At 42.4% G+C, this 18,054-nt stretch carries 19 protein-coding genes; all 19 read left to right on the top strand.

Annotated features, from left to right (window positions below; all coding sequences use genetic code 11):
• Positions 1–32 precede the first annotated feature (32 nt).
• The 19 genes from KQI22_RS02990 to KQI22_RS02900 all read left to right on the top strand — a co-directional run bounded on the left by KQI22_RS02990 (position 33) and on the right by KQI22_RS02900 (position 18,046).
• Positions 33–323 carry a pro-sigmaK processing inhibitor BofA family protein gene (locus KQI22_RS02990; protein ID WP_216550586.1) on the top strand — a complete coding sequence of 97 codons (291 nt, stop codon included), beginning with the start codon at positions 33–35 and terminating at the stop codon, positions 321–323.
• A gap of 168 nt (positions 324–491) precedes the next feature.
• The gene (locus tag KQI22_RS02985) at positions 492–923 is read left to right on the top strand and encodes an A24 family peptidase (protein WP_216550585.1); all 432 of its coding nucleotides are present in this window, start codon (positions 492–494) and stop codon (positions 921–923) included.
• Entirely contained in the window at positions 920–1,909 is a 990-nt protein-coding gene (locus KQI22_RS02980; RefSeq protein WP_216550584.1) for a hypothetical protein, read from the top strand. The genes KQI22_RS02985 and KQI22_RS02980 overlap by 4 nt, the downstream gene beginning before the upstream one ends.
• Positions 1,902–3,110 (top strand): CpaF family protein, encoded by a 1,209-nt coding sequence (locus tag KQI22_RS02975; protein ID WP_216550583.1) that lies wholly within the window; start codon positions 1,902–1,904, stop codon positions 3,108–3,110. The genes KQI22_RS02980 and KQI22_RS02975 overlap by 8 nt, the downstream gene beginning before the upstream one ends.
• On the top strand, positions 3,107–3,844 hold the full coding sequence (locus KQI22_RS02970) for a type II secretion system F family protein (protein ID WP_216550582.1): 738 nt from the start codon (positions 3,107–3,109) through the stop codon (positions 3,842–3,844). The genes KQI22_RS02975 and KQI22_RS02970 overlap by 4 nt, the downstream gene beginning before the upstream one ends.
• The gene (locus KQI22_RS02965; RefSeq protein WP_022003771.1) at positions 3,841–5,166 is read left to right on the top strand and encodes an immunoglobulin-like domain-containing protein; all 1,326 of its coding nucleotides are present in this window, start codon (positions 3,841–3,843) and stop codon (positions 5,164–5,166) included. Before KQI22_RS02970 ends, KQI22_RS02965 begins: the two co-directional genes overlap by 4 nt.
• 127 nt (positions 5,167–5,293) lie before the next feature.
• A complete protein-coding gene (locus tag KQI22_RS02960; protein ID WP_022003770.1) occupies positions 5,294–5,461 on the top strand; it encodes a Flp1 family type IVb pilin in 168 nt (55 codons plus the stop codon).
• Between the two features lie 22 nt (positions 5,462–5,483).
• Positions 5,484–6,929 carry a DUF5702 domain-containing protein gene (locus tag KQI22_RS02955; protein ID WP_216550581.1) on the top strand — a complete coding sequence of 482 codons (1,446 nt, stop codon included), beginning with the start codon at positions 5,484–5,486 and terminating at the stop codon, positions 6,927–6,929.
• Between the two features lie 187 nt (positions 6,930–7,116).
• Positions 7,117–7,746, top strand: coding sequence for a TadE/TadG family type IV pilus assembly protein (locus tag KQI22_RS02950; RefSeq protein WP_216550580.1), 630 nt, complete (start codon positions 7,117–7,119; stop codon positions 7,744–7,746).
• 1 nt (position 7,747) lies between these two features.
• A complete protein-coding gene (locus KQI22_RS02945; RefSeq protein WP_216550579.1) occupies positions 7,748–8,176 on the top strand; it encodes a prepilin peptidase in 429 nt (142 codons plus the stop codon).
• A gap of 24 nt (positions 8,177–8,200) precedes the next feature.
• Positions 8,201–8,758, top strand: a complete 558-nt coding sequence (locus tag KQI22_RS02940) for a TadE/TadG family type IV pilus assembly protein (RefSeq protein ID WP_216550578.1) — start codon at positions 8,201–8,203, stop codon at positions 8,756–8,758.
• Positions 8,755–9,591: a DUF6382 domain-containing protein gene (locus KQI22_RS02935; RefSeq protein ID WP_216550577.1), complete on the top strand. Its 837-nt coding sequence runs from the start codon at positions 8,755–8,757 to the stop codon at positions 9,589–9,591. The genes KQI22_RS02940 and KQI22_RS02935 overlap by 4 nt, the downstream gene beginning before the upstream one ends.
• 66 nt (positions 9,592–9,657) lie before the next feature.
• Positions 9,658–10,710, top strand: coding sequence for a rhomboid family intramembrane serine protease (locus KQI22_RS02930; RefSeq protein WP_216550576.1), 1,053 nt, complete (start codon positions 9,658–9,660; stop codon positions 10,708–10,710).
• Positions 10,711–10,730: 20 nt separating this feature from the next.
• The gene (locus tag KQI22_RS02925) at positions 10,731–11,720 is read left to right on the top strand and encodes an SCP2 sterol-binding domain-containing protein (RefSeq protein ID WP_216550575.1); all 990 of its coding nucleotides are present in this window, start codon (positions 10,731–10,733) and stop codon (positions 11,718–11,720) included.
• Positions 11,721–11,741: 21 nt separating this feature from the next.
• Positions 11,742–12,152 carry an HIT family protein gene (locus KQI22_RS02920; RefSeq protein ID WP_216550574.1) on the top strand — a complete coding sequence of 137 codons (411 nt, stop codon included), beginning with the start codon at positions 11,742–11,744 and terminating at the stop codon, positions 12,150–12,152.
• Positions 12,153–12,197: 45 nt separating this feature from the next.
• Positions 12,198–12,572 carry a metal-dependent transcriptional regulator gene (locus KQI22_RS02915; RefSeq protein ID WP_216550573.1) on the top strand — a complete coding sequence of 125 codons (375 nt, stop codon included), beginning with the start codon at positions 12,198–12,200 and terminating at the stop codon, positions 12,570–12,572.
• 17 nt (positions 12,573–12,589) lie between these two features.
• Positions 12,590–13,156: a TetR/AcrR family transcriptional regulator C-terminal domain-containing protein gene (locus tag KQI22_RS02910; RefSeq protein ID WP_216550572.1), complete on the top strand. Its 567-nt coding sequence runs from the start codon at positions 12,590–12,592 to the stop codon at positions 13,154–13,156.
• Between the two features lie 178 nt (positions 13,157–13,334).
• A complete protein-coding gene (locus KQI22_RS02905; protein ID WP_216550571.1) occupies positions 13,335–15,425 on the top strand; it encodes an efflux RND transporter permease subunit in 2,091 nt (696 codons plus the stop codon).
• The gene (locus KQI22_RS02900) at positions 15,422–18,046 is read left to right on the top strand and encodes a hypothetical protein (protein ID WP_216550570.1); all 2,625 of its coding nucleotides are present in this window, start codon (positions 15,422–15,424) and stop codon (positions 18,044–18,046) included. The genes KQI22_RS02905 and KQI22_RS02900 overlap by 4 nt, the downstream gene beginning before the upstream one ends.
• The last annotated feature ends 8 nt before the right edge of the window (positions 18,047–18,054 follow it).

Raw genomic sequence — 18,054 nt, 5'->3', positions numbered from 1 at the left:
AAAAACAGGCATACACTGAAATAGAAAAATACATGATGGTGTTTGAAATGGGAGAATTTACATCTCAGAATTATATGTATATTTTTATTGTGTGTGTCTGTCTTTTTGTTTTGTTTTTGAGCAGTTTTCAGAAAAAAAGACGACTGGTGCTTGGTCTGGTGGAACGTGGCATTTTAGGTTTTGTGACGATCATAGGACTGGATCAGCTCTTTTCTTATCTGGCACTGGATCTGTTCGTCGGGGTTAATGTCTGGACGCTTTTGACAAGCACGATCCTAGGAATTCCGGGGGTTTGCATGCTGTTTTGCATGCAGCTTTTCTGAAAATCCGGCAGTTTTCACAAAAATGATCTTTTTTGTAAAGAGGGGTTTACTTTTGTAAATCCCTCTTATATAATGCAGCTTACAGACAGATAGCAGTTCTGCTATCGGTGAAACAGTTCCTGTTTCACAATTTCCACGTTTTTAAAATTATATCATTTTGGAGGATGTATGATCTTTTTGTATGGAATCCTCTGTCTGGCAGTTGTGATGGATCTTTTTACGTTCCGGATCAGTAACCGGATCATACTGGCAGGATATCTGGCAGGCATCTGTTATCGGTGGCTGACTGGTGGCTGGATAGGAACAGGCAGAGGTATTTTGGAAGCAGCGGTTTTCTTTTTGCTTCTCATACCGGTTTACCGCTTTGGTGCATTTGGAGGCGGTGATATCAAGCTTTTCAGCGTGTGTGCCCTGTTTACGGGAATTATGCACAGTATTTCTATTTTTATCTATGCCTGCTTTGCGGGCGCGTTCATTTCCATTATCGTATTGGCATATCGCCTCATTTTCAAAAAAACAAGAAAAAAAGCAGTCATCCATTTCAGTATTCCAATCCTGTTTGGCGTGATTGCACTACAAACAGGAGGAAGTATTTTATGAATCAATTACTTGCAATCTGTGACAGGGAAACAATCCTTGTGAAAACACTTTCTGCGTATTTAAAAGACCGCTTTCATTTTCCTATCATGGCATTTGATGATGCGGATCGTTTTCTGGCATTTGAAAAGGAACGGGAGGAAGAGGATATCTGCCTGATCGGAGAAGATTTTCTGGATGCTTTTCAGACGGAGCAGCTTCTAACAAAAGTCAGACGTCCGCTGTATCTGACGGAAGCAAAGAACGGCTCCGGTATTTATAAATATCAGTCGATCCATGAGATGGCAAAGGCCATTTTGAAGCTGTGTGAGGAAGAAGCACTTTTACCGGTAAAGGGAACTGCAGCTACGGAAACAAAACTGATTGCTTTTTACTCTCCGGCGCATCATATGCTGCAAAGTTCTATCGCACTGACGATGGGGCAGATCCTTGCAAAAAATAAGAAAGTGCTTTATCTGAATTTTGAACCTTATTCCGGGTTTGAGTATATCATGCAGAAGAAATTTGTATACGATATGATGGATATTCTGTACTTTTTACAGGAAGATGCGGAAAAATTCAGATGCAGATTGGAAAGCATGGTGGAAATGACCGGAAATCTTTACTACTTACCACCCGTTTTTTCCTATCCCGATATGGAGGAAATCGATGAAAAAACATGGCAGGCATTTTTGCGGAAGATCATCCGGGAAACAGACTATGAAGTGATCATTCTGGATCTGACGGAGCAGGTAAGAGGACTTTTTTCTTTGCTGGAGCTGTGTGATGAGATTTACAGCTGTATCCCTAAGGATGGACTGGCAATGGCAAAGATGGAGCAGTATAAAAAGCTGCTCTCCCATATCAAAAAAGAGGATCTGCTTTCCAAAACGAAAGAATGCAAAATACCTGTTTTTAAGGAATTTTCCTATCAGGCGGCACTTTATACACATACGGAACTGGCGGATTATGTACAGAAGCTGATGGAAAAAGAGGAAGAAGATGAATGAGCTGAAACAGGAAATCAAAAGCCGCCTTCTGGAAAAGCTGGATCATTCCATGGAAATGGAAGATGAAGCGGTGCAGGAACTGGTTGAAAACGAAGTCTGGCTTATGGGGAAAGAGACATATATCCCACTGGCAGAGAAAAAGAGACTTTGCCGGGAAATTTATTATGCGATCCGGAAGTATGATGTTTTGCAGGAGCTATTGGAAGATGAAACTGTGACAGAGATCATGGTAAACGGTCCGGATCACATTTTCATTGAAAAGGAAGGAAGACTACAGCAATGGCAGACTGCCTTTGAATCAGAGGATAAGCTTCTGGATGTGATCCAGCAGATCGTTGCAAAAGCAAACAGAGTGGTTAATGAAAGCAGTCCGATCGTAGATGCAAGACTTTTCGGAAGCCGTGTCCATGTCGTACTGCCGCCTGTTGCACTCAATGGGCCGATCCTGACGATCCGCCGCTTTGGGAAGACACCGCTGCTCATACCGGAGCTTTTAAGACTTGGTTCTGTTTCACAGGAGATCTGTACTTTTTTGGAAAAGCTTGTCATTGCGGGCTATAACATTTTTATCAGTGGCGGAACAGGCAGCGGAAAGACGACCTTTTTAAATGCACTTTCTTCTTTTATACCCCGCACAGAGCGGATCATCACGATCGAGGACAGTGCGGAGCTGCAAATTCAGGGAAATGACAATCTGGTGAGGCTGGAAACAAGAAATGCCAACGTGGAAGGCTGTAAGCCTGTGACGATCCGGGATCTGATCCGTGCATCACTTCGTATGCGGCCGGATCGGATCATCGTCGGAGAAGTCAGGGGCGCAGAAGCAATCGATATGCTGCAGGCCTTAAATACCGGTCATGACGGAAGTCTGAGCACGGGACATGCCAACAGTGCAGCAGATATGATAGCCCGTCTGGAAACAATGGTACTCATGGGGATGGAGCTTCCGCTTGCAGCGATCCGCAGGCAGATCGCCGGTGGTGTGGATCTGATCGTTCATCTGGGAAGACTGCGGGACAAGAGCAGACGGGTATTGTCCGTATCAGAGGTTGTTGGTTATGAGCAGGGGGAAGTTCTGCTTTCTGTTTTGTATGAATTTCAAGAAACAGGAGAAAGGAATGGCAAGGTGCAGGGAATATGGAAAAAGACAGGATCGCTTGTTCATACGGAAAAACTGCAGCAGGCGGGTATTACACTATGAATTATGACAAATATACATTCAGACGGCGGGAGATGATTTCGTTTCTGATTGCTGTTACAGTTCTGTTTTTACTGATCGGAAAGCTTTTTTTCGGAACATTTTTGGCAGGCGGTCTCTGTATTGTTTTTTTCCCTTTTTTATGGAAAAAGAAAAAGAAACAGCTTTTGGAAAAGCGGAAAAAGCAGCTTGTAAAAGAGTTTAAGGATCTGATCCTTTCCTTTGGTGCTTCTCTGAAGGCGGGTTATTCCATTGAAAATGCCTTTCTGGAAGCCTGCAGAGATCTGACTTATTTATATAATGCATCTGCGGATATTCTGCAGGAATGTCAGAGCATGAAACGACAGATGGAAAACCACATTTCTCTGGAAGTGCTTTTGAATGATCTGGGAGAGCGAAGCCGGATGACGGATATCATGGATTTTGCAAAGGTATTCGCCACAGCCAAAAAGAGCGGCGGAGATCTGAACGCCATGATTGCCAATACAGCAGATGTGATCGGTCAGAAAATAGAACTGCTCGCGGAAATAGATGTCATGCTGACCGGAAAGAAAATGGAACAGCGGATCATGCTTCTGATCCCACTTTTTATCATGGGATATATTTCCCTGACTTCCCCCGGTTATTTTATGCCTCTGTATCAAAATCCAATGGGTATTCTGATCATGTCCGCCTGTCTCCTTCTTTATGCCACAGCTTATCTGTTATCTGAAAAGATCATGGAGATCCACATATGAAAAAATTAGTTTATGAATTTTGTTACCGGCTATTTGGGTATTCTGTTTTTCAAAAATTGTATCAGCCAAAAGTAAAAGAACATTTAAGGATTTTGCATCCCACGATGGAAAAACAGGAAGCTCTGCGGACATATTATGCAAGGAAAACCGCGGATCTGCTGCCTGTTCTGCTGGTAGGGATCTGTTTTCTTCTGCTTTTGTACGGAAAAGAGAAAACAGAATCCGTTCTGCAGAACGGTTATGAGCTCAGGCGCGGACAGTATCTGGAGGATCCGAGAGAGGTTGCACTTGTCATATCCAATGGCAGGGAAGAAAAAAATCTGGTCTATGCGCTGCAAAGCAGACAATTTACCAAACAGGAACTTACCGAAAAACGGGAGCAGTTGATAAAAGCTTTTGAAACCATATTGCTTGGAAATAATACATCTTTTGCTCATGTGACGGAAGATCTGAACTTACAGAAAGAATATGAAGGATATCCGTTCCGGATCGATTGGGAAAGTGATGATTATACACTGATCGACAGTGATGGCAGTGTGAATACAGAGGAACTCAAAGAGCCAAAAGCTGTGCTTCTGACTGCGATCATGTCCTGTCAGGAACAGATCTGGGAACACAGTTTTTCTGTGATGGTATATCCTTATGTTTCCAAGGAAAAGCAGCAGGAAGAAGTACTGACAGATATTCTGCAGGATGCAGATGAGAAGCAGAAAACAGAAGAAGTAATGCAGCTTCCCAAAGAAGTACAGGGACAGACTGTCAGCTATCATCTTTCGGATCAAAATACAGTTCTGATCGCTTTTCTCTTCCTCCCTGCTGTGTTTCTCCTGCTTTTCCTCGCAAAGGATCGGGATCTGGAGAAGGAAACAGAGAAAAGAAGCAGGGAGCTTGTACTTTCCTATCCGTCATTTGTCAGCAAATTTACGTTGCTTGCAGGTGCAGGCATGACGGTTCCTTTTATTTTTCAGACAATGGAAAAAGAAGAGAAAAATCCTTATCTTGCCATGGAACTAAAGCTTTTTTGCCGGGATATGAAAAATGAGATGCTGGAACCGGCGTTGGACAAATTCGGAAAACGATGTGGAAGTGCTCTTTATCTGAAATTTTGTGCCCTGCTGATCCAGAATGTAAAAAAAGGAACAAAGGATTTTCTGCCTATGCTCCGGGAAGAAGCAGCTTCTGCCTTTCTTCTACAAAAGCAGCAGGTAAAAAAAGCGGGAGAAGAAGCAGGGACGAAGCTTTTGTTTCCCATGGTACTGCTTTTACTGCTTGTCATGCTGCTTATCATGATTCCGGCATTTTTATCGTTTTCAGTTTCCTGACGTTTTCCGACATATGCATGGTAGTCTGCGTCAGAAAATGTCTGAAATATAGATCATGCTACGTATCCGCTCGGGTGCGAAAGTGTGCGGTATATAACCTGTTTAAATCCGGAAAGGGGGTGAGAAGATGCAGGTGATCAAAGAAATCTGGCGTGATGAAAAAGGAATCGGAACAGTGGAAATGATCCTGATTCTGGTTGTTTTGATCGGACTTGTTCTGATCTTTAAAAAGCAGCTTACGACGATTGTCAACAATATTTTCAAGACCATTTCAACAGAAAGCGGCAAAGTCTGAGCTTTGCGAAGGGAGGTATCAAATGAAAAAAGGATCTGTTACTGTCTATATGACATGGATGCTGGCGGTGTTACTGTCTTTGTTTGTGACGGTCATAGAAGGTGCCAGACAAAGAGCAATCAGCATACAGGCAGAAACCGCTGTGGATCTGGCAGTGTATTCTGTGTTTGCAGAGTATAACCGGGCACTTTTTGATGCATATGATCTTCTTTTTATAGATACCTCCTATGGAGAGGAGAAAGGCTCCCTTGCACGTACCAAAAAGCATTTCAGTTACTATGCAAATGAAAATCTCATGCAGGGTCAGATGGCAGCTACGGCAGATCTGACGAAATGCTTCCTGTCGGATGTTTCTTTCCCTGCATATGCATATGCAACAGACCAGAAAGGAGCGGTTTTTGAAAAACAGGCAATCCGGTATATGGAACAAAAATATGGCCTGTCTTATGTGACAGACCTGAAAAAAGAACTTACCGACGCACAGGAAAGTGGATTATTTACAAGAAATGTGACGGCGGAAAGGGAGCAGAACCAACGCATTATAGAAGAAACGGAGCTTCCGAAAAAAGACACCGGAATGGTTGATGCGGAAGGAAATCCTGTTTTGGAAGAAACAGAATTGGAAAATCCGGCGGATCAGGTAAATGGAAGCAGGGCAAAAGGGGTTCTTCTGCTTGTAACAGACCAGAAGCAGCATATTTCGGAGCAGATGATCGATCCTGCCAGATTCAGTTCTCACAGAGAAGGAAAGCAGGAGGGAATCGGTCTTACCACGCGGGAGCAGGTAAAAACAGCGGAAAAGCTGTTGTTTGACAGTTATATCATGGAAAAATGCAGTTGTTTTCTCGATGAGGAAAAAGACGCAGGAGAATTGTCCTATCAGCTGGAATATATTCTGGGCGGAAAAAACAGTGATATAGAAAATCTGAAATATGTTGTCCATAGGTTACTTCTGATCCGGGAAGTCAGTAATGTTACTTATCTGTTTTCTGATGGAGCCAAAATGGCGGAAGCAGCGACGATGGCTTCTGCAGTCGCTACGGCAGCAGGTGTTCCGGTATTGATCGAACCGATCAAAATCTCTTTGTTATTTGCATGGGCTTATGCAGAGGCGGTGTATGATGTCAGAACGCTTCTGGCAGGTGGCAGTGTGTCTTTGCTCAAAACAGCGCAGAACTGGCATTACAGCCTGGAAGGAATGCTGCAATATGAGGGAGATACGGCAGTTAAGGATACACAGGAGAAAAAGCCGGGAGAATTGTCTTATCAGGAATATTTGCGTCTGCTTCTGGCAGCGGAAGGAGAAGAGAAAAAGGTACTGCGTATGATGGATGTTGTGGAAATGCATCTGCAGACAGAGGATGCATCCTTTTATCTGGCAGATTGTGTGGATTATCTCAGCGTACAGGCAGAGATCGGAAGTAAATATGGCTACAGTAAGGAATTAGAAAGAACTTTTTACTACTAATATAAATCAGAAAAGGAGGGTACAGAAGATGGTCTCTGGCATACATAAAATCAGAAGACAGAAAGGAAAAATACTCCAGACACAGTTTTATTATCCCGTTCAATCGAACAACAATCTCCCAAAAAAGATCTGCCAGAGACCATTTTCTGTATCCTTCTTCCATAAGCGGCGGAAGAATCGGGGAAGTATGACCGTAGAAGCCGCGCTGGTTGTTCCGGTCTTTCTGATCGGATGTCTTATGCTGTTATCAATCGTTTTGCTGATGCGGGACAATATGGGCCGGCAGTTAAAGCTGCATAAAACCGCCAGGGAAACGGCGGTTTTGGCTGTCAGTGTGCAGAGCAGCCAGAGCGATATGATCCGTCTGCGCCGTGTTTATCCAGCTTCTTTGACACCAAAATGTCCGGGTATACAAACGATCCTTTTGGAAAATCGCTGTGTTGTCCATAAATTCAACGGCTATAATGCGGCAAACGGGGATGTGACAGGAGAGAGTGAGATCTACGTTTATCTGACAGAGCATGGAACGGTTTATCACAGAAAAAGAAGCTGTAAGCACTTGAATATCGATATTTTACCCGTCAGTGGCAAAGATGTCGGTGCAAAAAGAAACAAGGACGGAAAAATTTATGATACATGTAAAAAATGTCTGAAGCTGACGAAGGAAGAGCTGAAGCGGACAACTGTGTTCATTACAGATTATGGGGTAAAGTATCATACGGAAATTACATGCCCGGATCTGAAGCGGAGTCTGCGGGTTGTATTGTTGTCGCAGGCAGAAGGGAGAGCAGCATGCAAAGATTGCTGCAGAGAATAAAATGAGGCGGGAATGGATCTGTTTTCTTTTTCTGCTCTTGTTATCTGTGCGGGATATCAGAGAAAAAAAGATAAATATTGTTCTCCTTTTACCGGGGGTTGTACTTGCATTGTATCAAATACCGGATGGGTTTTTACGGGCAGCAGTACCGGGCTTTCTTTTCAGTATTTTTGTGTTTGTTCTTTCTTTTCTGACAAAGGAAGCGATCGGAATGGGTGATGCTTTTGCGGTTTTACTGTGTGCATGTTATCTGCCCTTTTATTCTTTATTTCTTATTTTTGCAGCAGGACTTTTTATGGCAGGTATTGCGGGGGTATTTCTTATTTTGATACACAGAGGAAACAGAAAGACAGAAATACCATATCTTCCGTTTCTTACGCTTTCATATATGATTTATTTGGTTAGTAATTTCTTAGGGATAAAAGGATGAGCAATGGTTCTGCTAAAATCAAAGATGAAAACAGGCAGATATATAGAAATGGAGCAGAAAATGAAAATGGGCGTGATAGAAAGCAGAAAAATAAAAAGAATACGGGCAGGAAAATACGACAAAAAGGGCAGTGCAACTGTGGAAGCTGCATTCCTTCTGCCGCTTCTTCTGGCACTGTTTATGCTTTTGACAGAAACGGCTCTTTTCTTTTATAACCGGGCAGCAGCAGTGGATCTGGCAGGGCAGGCAGTGATCCACGGTGCGCAGATGGAGCATGCGGGAAAGCGCGAAATAGAGGACAAGATCCTCAAAGAAATGCGGGAAATGGGGAAAAAGAGGCTGGTTTTTCTGACAAATGTGGATTATTCCGTTTCGGTTTCTTTATGGGAGATCAAAGCACAGATCAGACTGGAACGAAAAAGTCCCCTTCTTTCCTTTTTCCGGGGAATGGGATTTCAGGCAGGGGTATTTTCCGGGCAGATTGACAAAAAGATAAAACGTGTGAACCCATCGAAAGTGATCTGGGAATCGCACCGGATCCGGCAGATCAGTAATCAGACCAAAAGAGAGGGCAAAGGATGAAAATAGAATATCAAAAGCAGGCACAGGGCAGTTTTCTGATTCTGGAGGAGATGGAACGGGCATCTGCATTTTCCCTGCAGATGCTGGCAGAAAATGAAATATCGGGACTTTTTCCATGCAGTCTGCAAAATTTTAACGGAGAAAAGAGACTTTCTTATGCTGTATGCGGAAGCGATCTGGAAACACTGGCAAAAAGACAGGCTCTGACGGCAGCAGATATGCAGACTCTTTTTACGGCTCTTTATCTGGTTTTATTAAAGCTACAGGAATATTTTCTGCCTGCGGACGGCTTATTGCTTTCTCCGGAGATGATCTATTTTTATGAAGGATCCTTTTATTTCTGCTATGATCCTTCCGCTGTGGCAGTTTTGCAGGAAAAGGTCACAAATCTGGCGCAGGAGCTTTTGAGCATGATCGATCAGGAGGATGAATTTGCAGTTACCTATGCCTATCAGTTTTATAAGCTGGTACGGGAAGACAGTCTGGGACTGGAGGCAATTCTGACGCGGATCATAGAAAAGCCAAGGGAAAAGGAAAACAATACAGAAAGTCTACCGGAAGAAAGAAAACAATCGGAGGAAACGGGAAAAGAGAGAAAAGAAAAGGAGATACAGAAGAAGCATACAGAAGGTGAAGCAGAAGAAAATGTGAAAAATAAAAAAGCTCCGGTTCCGTTATTATTTACCTGTGTGATATTCTTAAGTCTGATTTTTATCGGTTATTGCATATGTACAGGCAGAAATTCCGCTATAACAATCGCTTTTTCCGTTTTTTTCTGTTGCTGCGGAATGCTTGGAAATGCAATTTTTTATCTGTATCGGAGGTCGCATTAGCCACTGCTAACATTGACATCAAAGGCAAGAAATGTTACCCTTTTAAAGATAGAAAAGGGTAACTTTATGAATGAGAAACTGGAAGAATTTTTTATAGATCAGGGTTTTAAAAAGCTGATGGAATTTGTTCCCGGCTTTGCGGTTTATTTCATTATGGAAAACAGATATGCAAATGCAGTCTGTCTGATCGACCAGACAGCACATCCGGAAATTACCGCAGAGCAATATGAGCAGATCACAAAGAAGATCAGCTGGCGTTTTGTAGACGGCGGTTGTCTGGATGTACATATGTTATCTCTGATCCTGACAGATGATGAAAATGCCGCAATGCGGTTATCCGGTGATGATGCTTTCTGCTGGCTGATCCTGAAGCAGGAAAACCGGCTTCTGATCCCGGAAGGCAGAGCAGAAGATTTTTATGGTATGAAGGAGCTTCTGACAAAATGTCTGGAAGAGCCATATGCATTAAAGGGCAGACTGGAAGATCCGATCATCTATGATGCCAGAGGACAGCAGTTTTATAAAAGCATCAAAGAAAGACCACTTGTCAATCATGCGATCTTTATTATCAATGCGCTTGTATTTACAGCCTGTATCCTGACAGGAGATTTCCTGTATGACAGAGGAGTATTAAATCGTGACCTGGTGTATAACAGCGGACAGTGGTACAGAATCCTGACCTGTATGTTTTTGCATGCGGATATCACGCATCTGGTCGGCAATATGATGCTGCTTTATTTCCTCGGGGATATTGTAGAGCGGGCACTTGGACATTTTAAGTATCTGCTTTTATATCTGGGAAGCGGAATTGCGGGAAGCTTTGCATCTATGGCATTTTCGTATTACTTTATGGATGACAGAAGTTCCCTTGGTGCAAGTGGAGCGATCTTTGGTATGATCGGCGGACTTTTGTGGGTTCTTTTGCGGAACAGAGGAAAGCTGGAGATCATGACAGTTCCGAAGATCCTGTTTTTGATCAGTTATTCCCTGTTTTCAGGATTTACGGGCAGTAATATTGACAATGCAGCACATGTAGGCGGCTTACTTAGCGGATTTATTCTGGCAATTCTTCTATATAGGAAGAAACGCAAAAAACCGCAGGAAAGCAGAAACGGATAGAGACAGAGAGAAGGAAACAGATGAAGATCAATATTTATTATGGTGGCAGAGGGCTTGTAGATGATCCGACGATCGTTGTGCTGGATAAGATGCAGGCAGTTTTGGAGGAACTGAATGTTTCTGTGGAGCGGTTCAATCTGTATGAAATGAAAAATGCACTGACGACACTTCCGTTGACGCTGAAAGCAGCAGACGGTATTATTCTGGCAACTACCGTGGAATGGTACGGTATCGGCGGATATATGCAGAGCTTTTTGGATGCGATCTGGATGTACGGAGATAAAGATAAGATCCGTCAGATTTATATGTGTCCGGTTGTGATGAGCACAACCTACGGAGAAAGAGAAGCAAAGCTGAATCTGAGCAATGCATGGGAAATTTTAGGCGGTCTTCCTGCAAGCGGCATTTGCGGTTATATCAAAGATGTTTACGAATTTGAACAAAATAAAGATTATGTGACGATCATTGAGAAGAAGGCAGAGGATCTTTACCGGACGATCCATCAGAAGGTAAAAAGCCTTCCTGCAAGTAATCAGGCAGTCAACCAAAGTGTAGCACTCAATAAAGGCATGGAACTGACGCCACAGGAATCGGAACAGCTTTCCAAATATGCTTCCGATGAGATCTATGTACAGAAGCAGAAAGAAGATATTCAGGAGCTGTCCGCATTATTTAAGGGTATGCTCGGCAAACAGGAAAAAGCACAGATGCAGCAGATTTATGCACCGTTTGAAACGCATTTTCATCCATTGCCCGGACAAAAGGGTCTGTATAAAATAGAACTGACAGACAGAGAAGATGTCTTCTATTTAAAAATAGAGCAGCATGAGCTGGAGATCTTAGAGGAAACAGGGACAAAACCGGATATTGAGATGACACTCACGGAAGAAGTGCTGCAGAAGATCATGCAGGGACAGGAAACATTCCAGAAGGCATTTATGACCGGTAATATCAAAATGAAAGGTGATTTTGGTCTGTTCCGTATGCTGGATGAAATGTTTGTATTCTGATAAATAGAAGGAGGAAGCAGTATGAAAAACGATTCATGTATTTTTTGTAAGATTGCCAATGGAGAAATTCCATCCAAAACATTATATGAGGATGAGAAGTTTCGTGTGATCCTGGATCTTGGCCCGGCGACAAAGGGGCATGCACTGATTCTGCCAAAGGATCATTTTGCAAATCTGTACGAACTGCCGGAGGATGAGGCAAAGGATGTGATCGTCCTTGCAAAGAAAATGGCAGCTAAAATGACAGAAAAACTTGGCTGTGACGGTTTTAATCTGGTACAGAACAACGGAGAAGTAGCAGGGCAGACTGTATTCCATTTCCATATGCATCTGATCCCGCGTTATAAAGAGGACGGACAGAAGATCGGATGGAATCCGGGCAGTCCTTCCCAGGAAGAATTGGAAGAGATCAAAAATCAGATCCTTTCCTAACAGAAAGATAAAAAACAAAATCGAAAGATAAGAGAGGAATTTAACATGCAACAGTCAGGACAGACCTATCTGGAAACGATCTATTTACTGAAAAGAGAAAACGGACGCGTAAAATCCATCGACGTAGCAAAAGCACTTGGTTTTTCCAAGCCGAGTATCAGCCGAGCCATGGGTAAGCTCAAGGCAGAAGGATATCTGGAAGTTGGCGAAAAGGGAGAACTGGTCCTTACAAAGGAAGGCAATAAGATCGCAAAGGATCTTGTGGAAAAACAGGAAACACTGACACAGTTTTTGATGATGACAGCAGATGTGGATCAGGAAACAGCAGAAGACGATGCCAGAAAAATGATGCATTTTATCAGCAAAAAATCCTTTCAGGGTATCCAGAACTTTATCAAACAGGTAGAGGAACTTAATTAGGAAATTGGAGGAAAGACATGCAGACGAAACCGGACGTAGAGCAGATGCTCATGCAGTCTTTGAAAGAGCTTGTACTTGTAATACCTCTTGAAAAAATCACAATTAAAGAAATCACAGATAAGGCGCAGGTGATCCGTCCGACCTTTTATAATCATTTTCAGGATAAATATGAAGTGATCGAACGCATCATAAAGGATGAGATCCTGCAGCCGATCCGTCCCCTTTTGAAGAATGATATGATCGATGAGTCCATGATCCTGATCTTTACCAATCTGCAAAAGGAAAAAGAGTTTTATACAAAGCTGGCAAAAACAACAGGGCAGAACAGCTTTGAAGAAATCGTCAGAAAATGTGTAGAGGAATTACTGCTGGAATTCATGATCTCTAAAACAGGGGAAAAGGTTGTGAAGGACAAGTGGCTGACGCCGTCAATGATCGCCAAATACTATGCACAGTCCATGACTTTTGTTGTCATGAACTGGATCCAGAGCGGAATGCCTCTGTCTCCAAAAGAGATTGCAGAGGTTTATGACTATATCATTACAAGATCCATGCAGGATATTATAGACGAGTTAAAGGAGTAAGTTACGCCTAACATTTTTTTGAATATGTAATAATTTGATATACAAATCGATCAATTTGTATATCAAATGAGAACAAAGAAAAAGAATTGCATCTTCCTAAATGCAGTTCTTTTTTTTATACTGCATGCAGAGTAAGAGAAATATTGATTTCAAATCAAAGAAAGAGATGAGGAAAGTTATGGACAAATTTAGCAGAGGTATTGTAAAAAGCCGTTTTGTCATCTTCATCGTCAGTCTGGTGCTTCTTGTACCGTCCTTCTTTGGATACATAAGCACAAGAGTCAATTACGATGTCCTCTCTTACCTGCCAAAGGATATTGAAACAATGGTAGGACAGGACGTTCTGACGGAGGATTTTGGAACCGGTGCATTTACAATGATCGTTACCGAGGGGCTTCCCTATAAGGATGTCTCCAAACTGAAAGAAAAAGTAGAAGATGTCGATCATGTTAAAAAAGTAATCTGGTATGACAGCTTCGTAGACATCTCCATCCCGACAGAGCTTCTTCCACAGGAGCTGCAGGATGCATTTGCAAAAGGAGATGCCACTCTGATGATCGCCATGTTTGATACGACAACAAGTGCGGATGAAACAATGGATGCGATCGAAGAGATCCGTGATGTGACACAGAACCAGTGCTTCGTCAGTGGTATGTCAGCAGTCGTAACGGATACAAAGAACTTATCCAACAAAGAAACACCGATCTATGTACTGATCGCCGTTATTCTTTGTAGTATCATTCTTTCCCTGACAATGGATTCCTACATCATTCCGCTTTTCTTCTTACTGAGTATCGGAATGGCAATCGTATATAACTTAGGTTCCAATGTCTTTATGGGACAGATTTCCTATATTACGAAGGCGCTCGCCGCGGTATTACAGCTGGGTGTTACGCTTGACTACTCCATTTTCCTGTGGCACAGCTACGAAGAGCAGCAGGAGTTATGCGGCGGAGATAAGAAAGAAGCAATGGCAAAAGCCATCAGCGCTACTTTCTCTTCCGTAGTCGGCAGTAGTATCACAACAATCGCCGGATTTATCGCACTTTGCTTCATGAGCTTCACACTTGGTCTTGACCTTGGTATTGTCATGGCAAAGGGTGTTCTGATCGGTGTAATCGCCTGTGTAACAGTTCTTCCGTCATTGATCCTGATCTTTGATGGCATTATTGAAAAGACAAAGCACAAACCACTGCTTCCGGAATTCCGGATTTCAAAGTTTGTGGCAAAGCATTACATTATCATTGCAGTAATCTTCATAGTGCTTTGGATTCCGGCAGTTTTCGGTTATAACAGAACAAGCGTATATTACAATCTGGATTCCACATTACCGGAAAGCTTACCGAGTATTCAGGCAAATAACATACTGAACGATAAATTTGCCATGAATACAATGGAGATCGTTCTTGTGGATACAAACCTTTCCGCAAAGGAAAAAATGCAGCTGGCAAATGATATGAAGGATGTAGACGGTGTTAAGACCGTACTTGGTCTGGATGCACTTGTCGGACCGGCAATTCCGGATGAACTGATTCCTGATGACATCAAGAGCGAGCTTGTACAGAACGGTCGTGAAATGATGCTTGTCATGTCGGAATATAAAGTTGCATCCGATGAAGTCAATGAACAGTGTAATAAACTGGAAGAGATCATCAAGAGTTACGATGACAGCGGAATGCTGATCGGTGAAGCACCTTGTACAAGAGATCTGATCAAGATTACAGATAAGGACTTTAAGACAGTCAGTATTGTTTCCATCGGTGTTATCTTCCTGATCATCGCGGTCGTATTTAAGTCAATCTCATTACCGATCATCCTCGTTATGACGATTGAATTTGCGATTTTTGTCAATATGGGTATTCCGTATTATACAGGATCCGTTATCCCGTTTATCGCATCGATCGTAATCGGAACGATCCAGTTAGGTTCCACAGTCGATTATGCGATCCTGATGACGACAAGATATAAAGTAGAAAGAAATAATGGCAAGGATAAGAAAGAAGCGGTTACAATCGCACATCAGACATCGATCCAGTCAATCTTTGTCAGTGCCATGAGTTTCTTCGCAGCAACTTTTGGTGTAGGTGTTTATTCCGATATCGATATGATCAGTCAGTTATGTACCTTAATGGCACGTGGCGCGATCATCAGTATGATCACAGTTTTACTGGTACTTCCATCTATGCTGATCATCTTTGATAAGCTGATCTGTGTAACAAGTATCGGAATTGGAAAGCGTTCTAAGAAAAATAAGGAGGAAGCATTATGAAAAAATCAGCAAAAGTAATTGCACTGGCATGTGCAACAGCACTTTTGACCACTACGATCTTTACAGATCAGGCATTAGCGGAAAAAGAAACTGATCAGGATTTGAGTGAGCAGGAGGAAACTCTGACAGACACTTTAAATTCCCAGTTCTCTTCAAGTAATACATCAGATGTAGATAAGGAAGAAACCGTATATGTCTTTACAGATGCAAACGGTAATACAGATCATATCTTAGTCAGTGACTGGTTAAAAAATAAGACCGGTGCAAAAACGATCGAGGATTCATCCGATCTGAAGGATATTGAAAATGTAAAAGGTGATGAAACCTTTGATGGCAGCGGAGATAAGATTACATGGAATGCAGATGGCAATGATATTTATTATCAGGGTACATCTACAAAGCAGTCTCCGGTCAGCATCAAACTTTCCTATTACTTAGATGATAAGGAAGTTACACCGGAAGAAATTGCCGGTAAGAGCGGTAAGGTAAAAATCCGTTTTGACTACACAAATAATGAAACACAGGAAGTTGAAGTCAATGGTAAGAAGGAAACCATTCATGTTCCGTTCGTTGTATTGAGTGGTCTGGTATTATCAAATGACAACTTCAAAAATATCGAAGTTACGAATGGTAAACTGATCTCAGAAGGTAACAATTCCATTATTGCCGGTATTGCAATGCCCGGACTGAAGGACAGCTTACAGGTTAACTCCAAAAATTTTGATACAGATAAGGTAAATGTTCCGGAATATGTAGAGATCACAGCAGATGCAACAGATTTCTCACTGGATATGACAATGTCCATGATTTTGAGCGATATTCTGGATGATCTGTCATTCAACAGTGATGATATTGATACAAGCGAACTGACAGACAGCATGGATCAGCTGACAGATGCAACAGACCAGTTATTAGACGGTACAAAGCAGCTTGCGGATGGTACAGGAACATTAAAGGAAAAAGTTGGCGAATTTAATGACGGACTGAGAACATTAAACAGTGGTATCGGTCAGTATACAGCAGGTGTGGCACAGCTTGCATCCGGTATCGGAGAACTGAAAGCCGGTACAAATCAGTTAGCAGCAGGTGTTCCACAGCTGACAAAGGGTATAAAACAGTTAAAAGATGGCGCAGTATCTGCTAAAGATGGTGCAGATCAGTTAGTTGCAGGCTATAAAGGAACCGATAAATCAGCAGGTGCAGCAAGTGGTGCAAAATCACTGGCAAAGGGTGCTAAGACATTAGATAAGAGCATGGCAACAGCAGATCAGGGTGCACAGCAGTTAAAAGCCGGTGCAGATCAGTTAGTTGCAGGTTATGCGGGAGACGGAACAGCAGCAAATCCTGGCGCAGCAAGTGCAGCAAGCCAGATTGCAGCAGGACTTTCACAGCTGAATACAGAAGTACAGAATATTTCTCTTCCGGGTTCTACATCAACAACACCGGAGCAGGCAAAGGCACAAAATGAGATTATAGAAAAAGCAGTTGAGGATGCAATGAATGATGAAAAGGTTCAGGCAGCACTTTATCAGGCAGCTTTGGGTGAAGTTGATACAGATACAATAAATACAGCTATTTCACAGGTAATTATAGAAGAAGTAAAAAATGCGCTTACAAATTCTATTACAACAGCTGTGCCAGGTGCTATTATGCAGATGGCAGCAAATAATCAAATCCAGTTCACTGTAAGTGGTAATGAATTGGAAAATGCAGTTAAAGGTGCAGCAGGATCAGTTGGAAAAAATGTTGAACAGTCTTTATCACAGTTATCTGAAAACAAAAATATACATGACACTGTTGAAAAGCAAATTACTGGTACAGTAAAATCTGCATCAAAAGCAGTTGCAGATAAAACAGCGCATATTGCAGGTGCAGCAGGTGCAGAGGCAGCAGCAGGTATTGCAGCTTCTCAGGTTACAGAGTTTGCTCCACAGGTGGAAAAACTGAAAAATGGTGTTAGTCAGTTAGCAACAGGTTCTGCAGCTCTGAATCAGGGTATCGGCAGTTTATACGATGGTTCAAAACAGTTACAGTCAGGTATTACAACATTAGCAAGCGGTACTTCACAGCTTTCCGCAGGTGCAAGTGCATTATCTGATGGTGCAGATGCTTTAAACAAAGGTATTAACGGTTACACAAATGCCAAGGGAGAAAAGGTAACAGGTCTTTACGGTGGCACAAAAGCACTTGCAAAAGGTCTGAAACAGTTAAAGACAGGTCTTGTTACATTGGATTCCAAGAGCGCTACATTGGCAGCAGGTGTGATCCAATTAAACGAAGGTGCAGGTAAGCTTCAGGAAGGTGCAGGTAAGCTGACAGGAAGCTCAGGAACATTAGTAGATGGTTCTGCTAAGATCGTAGATGCAGGTAAACAGCTTGCAGATGGCGTAGATACATTGGATGAAGGTGCAAATAAGTTAAATGATGGTATGATCGAATTTAACGAAGAAGGTATTCAGAAGCTGACAGATGCATTTGATGGCGACATCAGTACATTACTTGACAGAGTAAATGCAGTAATGGATGCAGGAAAAGATTATAACAACTTCAGTGGTGTGGCTGATGGTAAGAGCAGCAGCGTGAAGTTCATTATCAAAACAGAAGGTGTAAAAGCAGAGTAATGAAAAGG

This window comes from Kineothrix sp. MSJ-39, assembly GCF_018917935.1.
Classification (GTDB): domain Bacteria; phylum Bacillota; class Clostridia; order Lachnospirales; family Lachnospiraceae; genus CAG-194.
This window is presented reverse-complemented; position numbering and strand designations above follow the sequence as displayed.

Bases quoted from the DNA above. Each gene is read 5' to 3' on its own strand.
- KQI22_RS02935 (WP_216550577.1), top strand. From the start codon at position 8,755: ATGAAAATAGAATATCAAAAGCAGGCACAGGGCAGTTTTCTGATTCTG.
- KQI22_RS02910 (WP_216550572.1), top strand. From the start codon at position 12,590: ATGCAGACGAAACCGGACGTAGAGCAGATGCTCATGCAGTCTTTGAAA.
- KQI22_RS02900 (WP_216550570.1), top strand. From the start codon at position 15,422: ATGAAAAAATCAGCAAAAGTAATTGCACTGGCATGTGCAACAGCACTT.
- KQI22_RS02940 (WP_216550578.1), top strand. From the start codon at position 8,201: ATGAAAACAGGCAGATATATAGAAATGGAGCAGAAAATGAAAATGGGC.
- KQI22_RS02950 (WP_216550580.1), top strand. From the start codon at position 7,117: ATGACCGTAGAAGCCGCGCTGGTTGTTCCGGTCTTTCTGATCGGATGT.
- KQI22_RS02905 (WP_216550571.1), top strand. From the start codon at position 13,335: ATGGACAAATTTAGCAGAGGTATTGTAAAAAGCCGTTTTGTCATCTTC.
- KQI22_RS02920 (WP_216550574.1), top strand. From the start codon at position 11,742: ATGAAAAACGATTCATGTATTTTTTGTAAGATTGCCAATGGAGAAATT.
- KQI22_RS02945 (WP_216550579.1), top strand. From the start codon at position 7,748: ATGAGGCGGGAATGGATCTGTTTTCTTTTTCTGCTCTTGTTATCTGTG.
- KQI22_RS02965 (WP_022003771.1), top strand. From the start codon at position 3,841: ATGAAAAAATTAGTTTATGAATTTTGTTACCGGCTATTTGGGTATTCT.
- KQI22_RS02970 (WP_216550582.1), top strand. From the start codon at position 3,107: ATGAATTATGACAAATATACATTCAGACGGCGGGAGATGATTTCGTTT.
- KQI22_RS02980 (WP_216550584.1), top strand. From the start codon at position 920: ATGAATCAATTACTTGCAATCTGTGACAGGGAAACAATCCTTGTGAAA.
- KQI22_RS02955 (WP_216550581.1), top strand. From the start codon at position 5,484: ATGAAAAAAGGATCTGTTACTGTCTATATGACATGGATGCTGGCGGTG.
- KQI22_RS02985 (WP_216550585.1), top strand. From the start codon at position 492: ATGATCTTTTTGTATGGAATCCTCTGTCTGGCAGTTGTGATGGATCTT.
- KQI22_RS02960 (WP_022003770.1), top strand. From the start codon at position 5,294: ATGCAGGTGATCAAAGAAATCTGGCGTGATGAAAAAGGAATCGGAACA.
- KQI22_RS02930 (WP_216550576.1), top strand. From the start codon at position 9,658: ATGAATGAGAAACTGGAAGAATTTTTTATAGATCAGGGTTTTAAAAAG.
- KQI22_RS02990 (WP_216550586.1), top strand. From the start codon at position 33: ATGATGGTGTTTGAAATGGGAGAATTTACATCTCAGAATTATATGTAT.
- KQI22_RS02925 (WP_216550575.1), top strand. From the start codon at position 10,731: ATGAAGATCAATATTTATTATGGTGGCAGAGGGCTTGTAGATGATCCG.
- KQI22_RS02975 (WP_216550583.1), top strand. From the start codon at position 1,902: ATGAATGAGCTGAAACAGGAAATCAAAAGCCGCCTTCTGGAAAAGCTG.
- KQI22_RS02915 (WP_216550573.1), top strand. From the start codon at position 12,198: ATGCAACAGTCAGGACAGACCTATCTGGAAACGATCTATTTACTGAAA.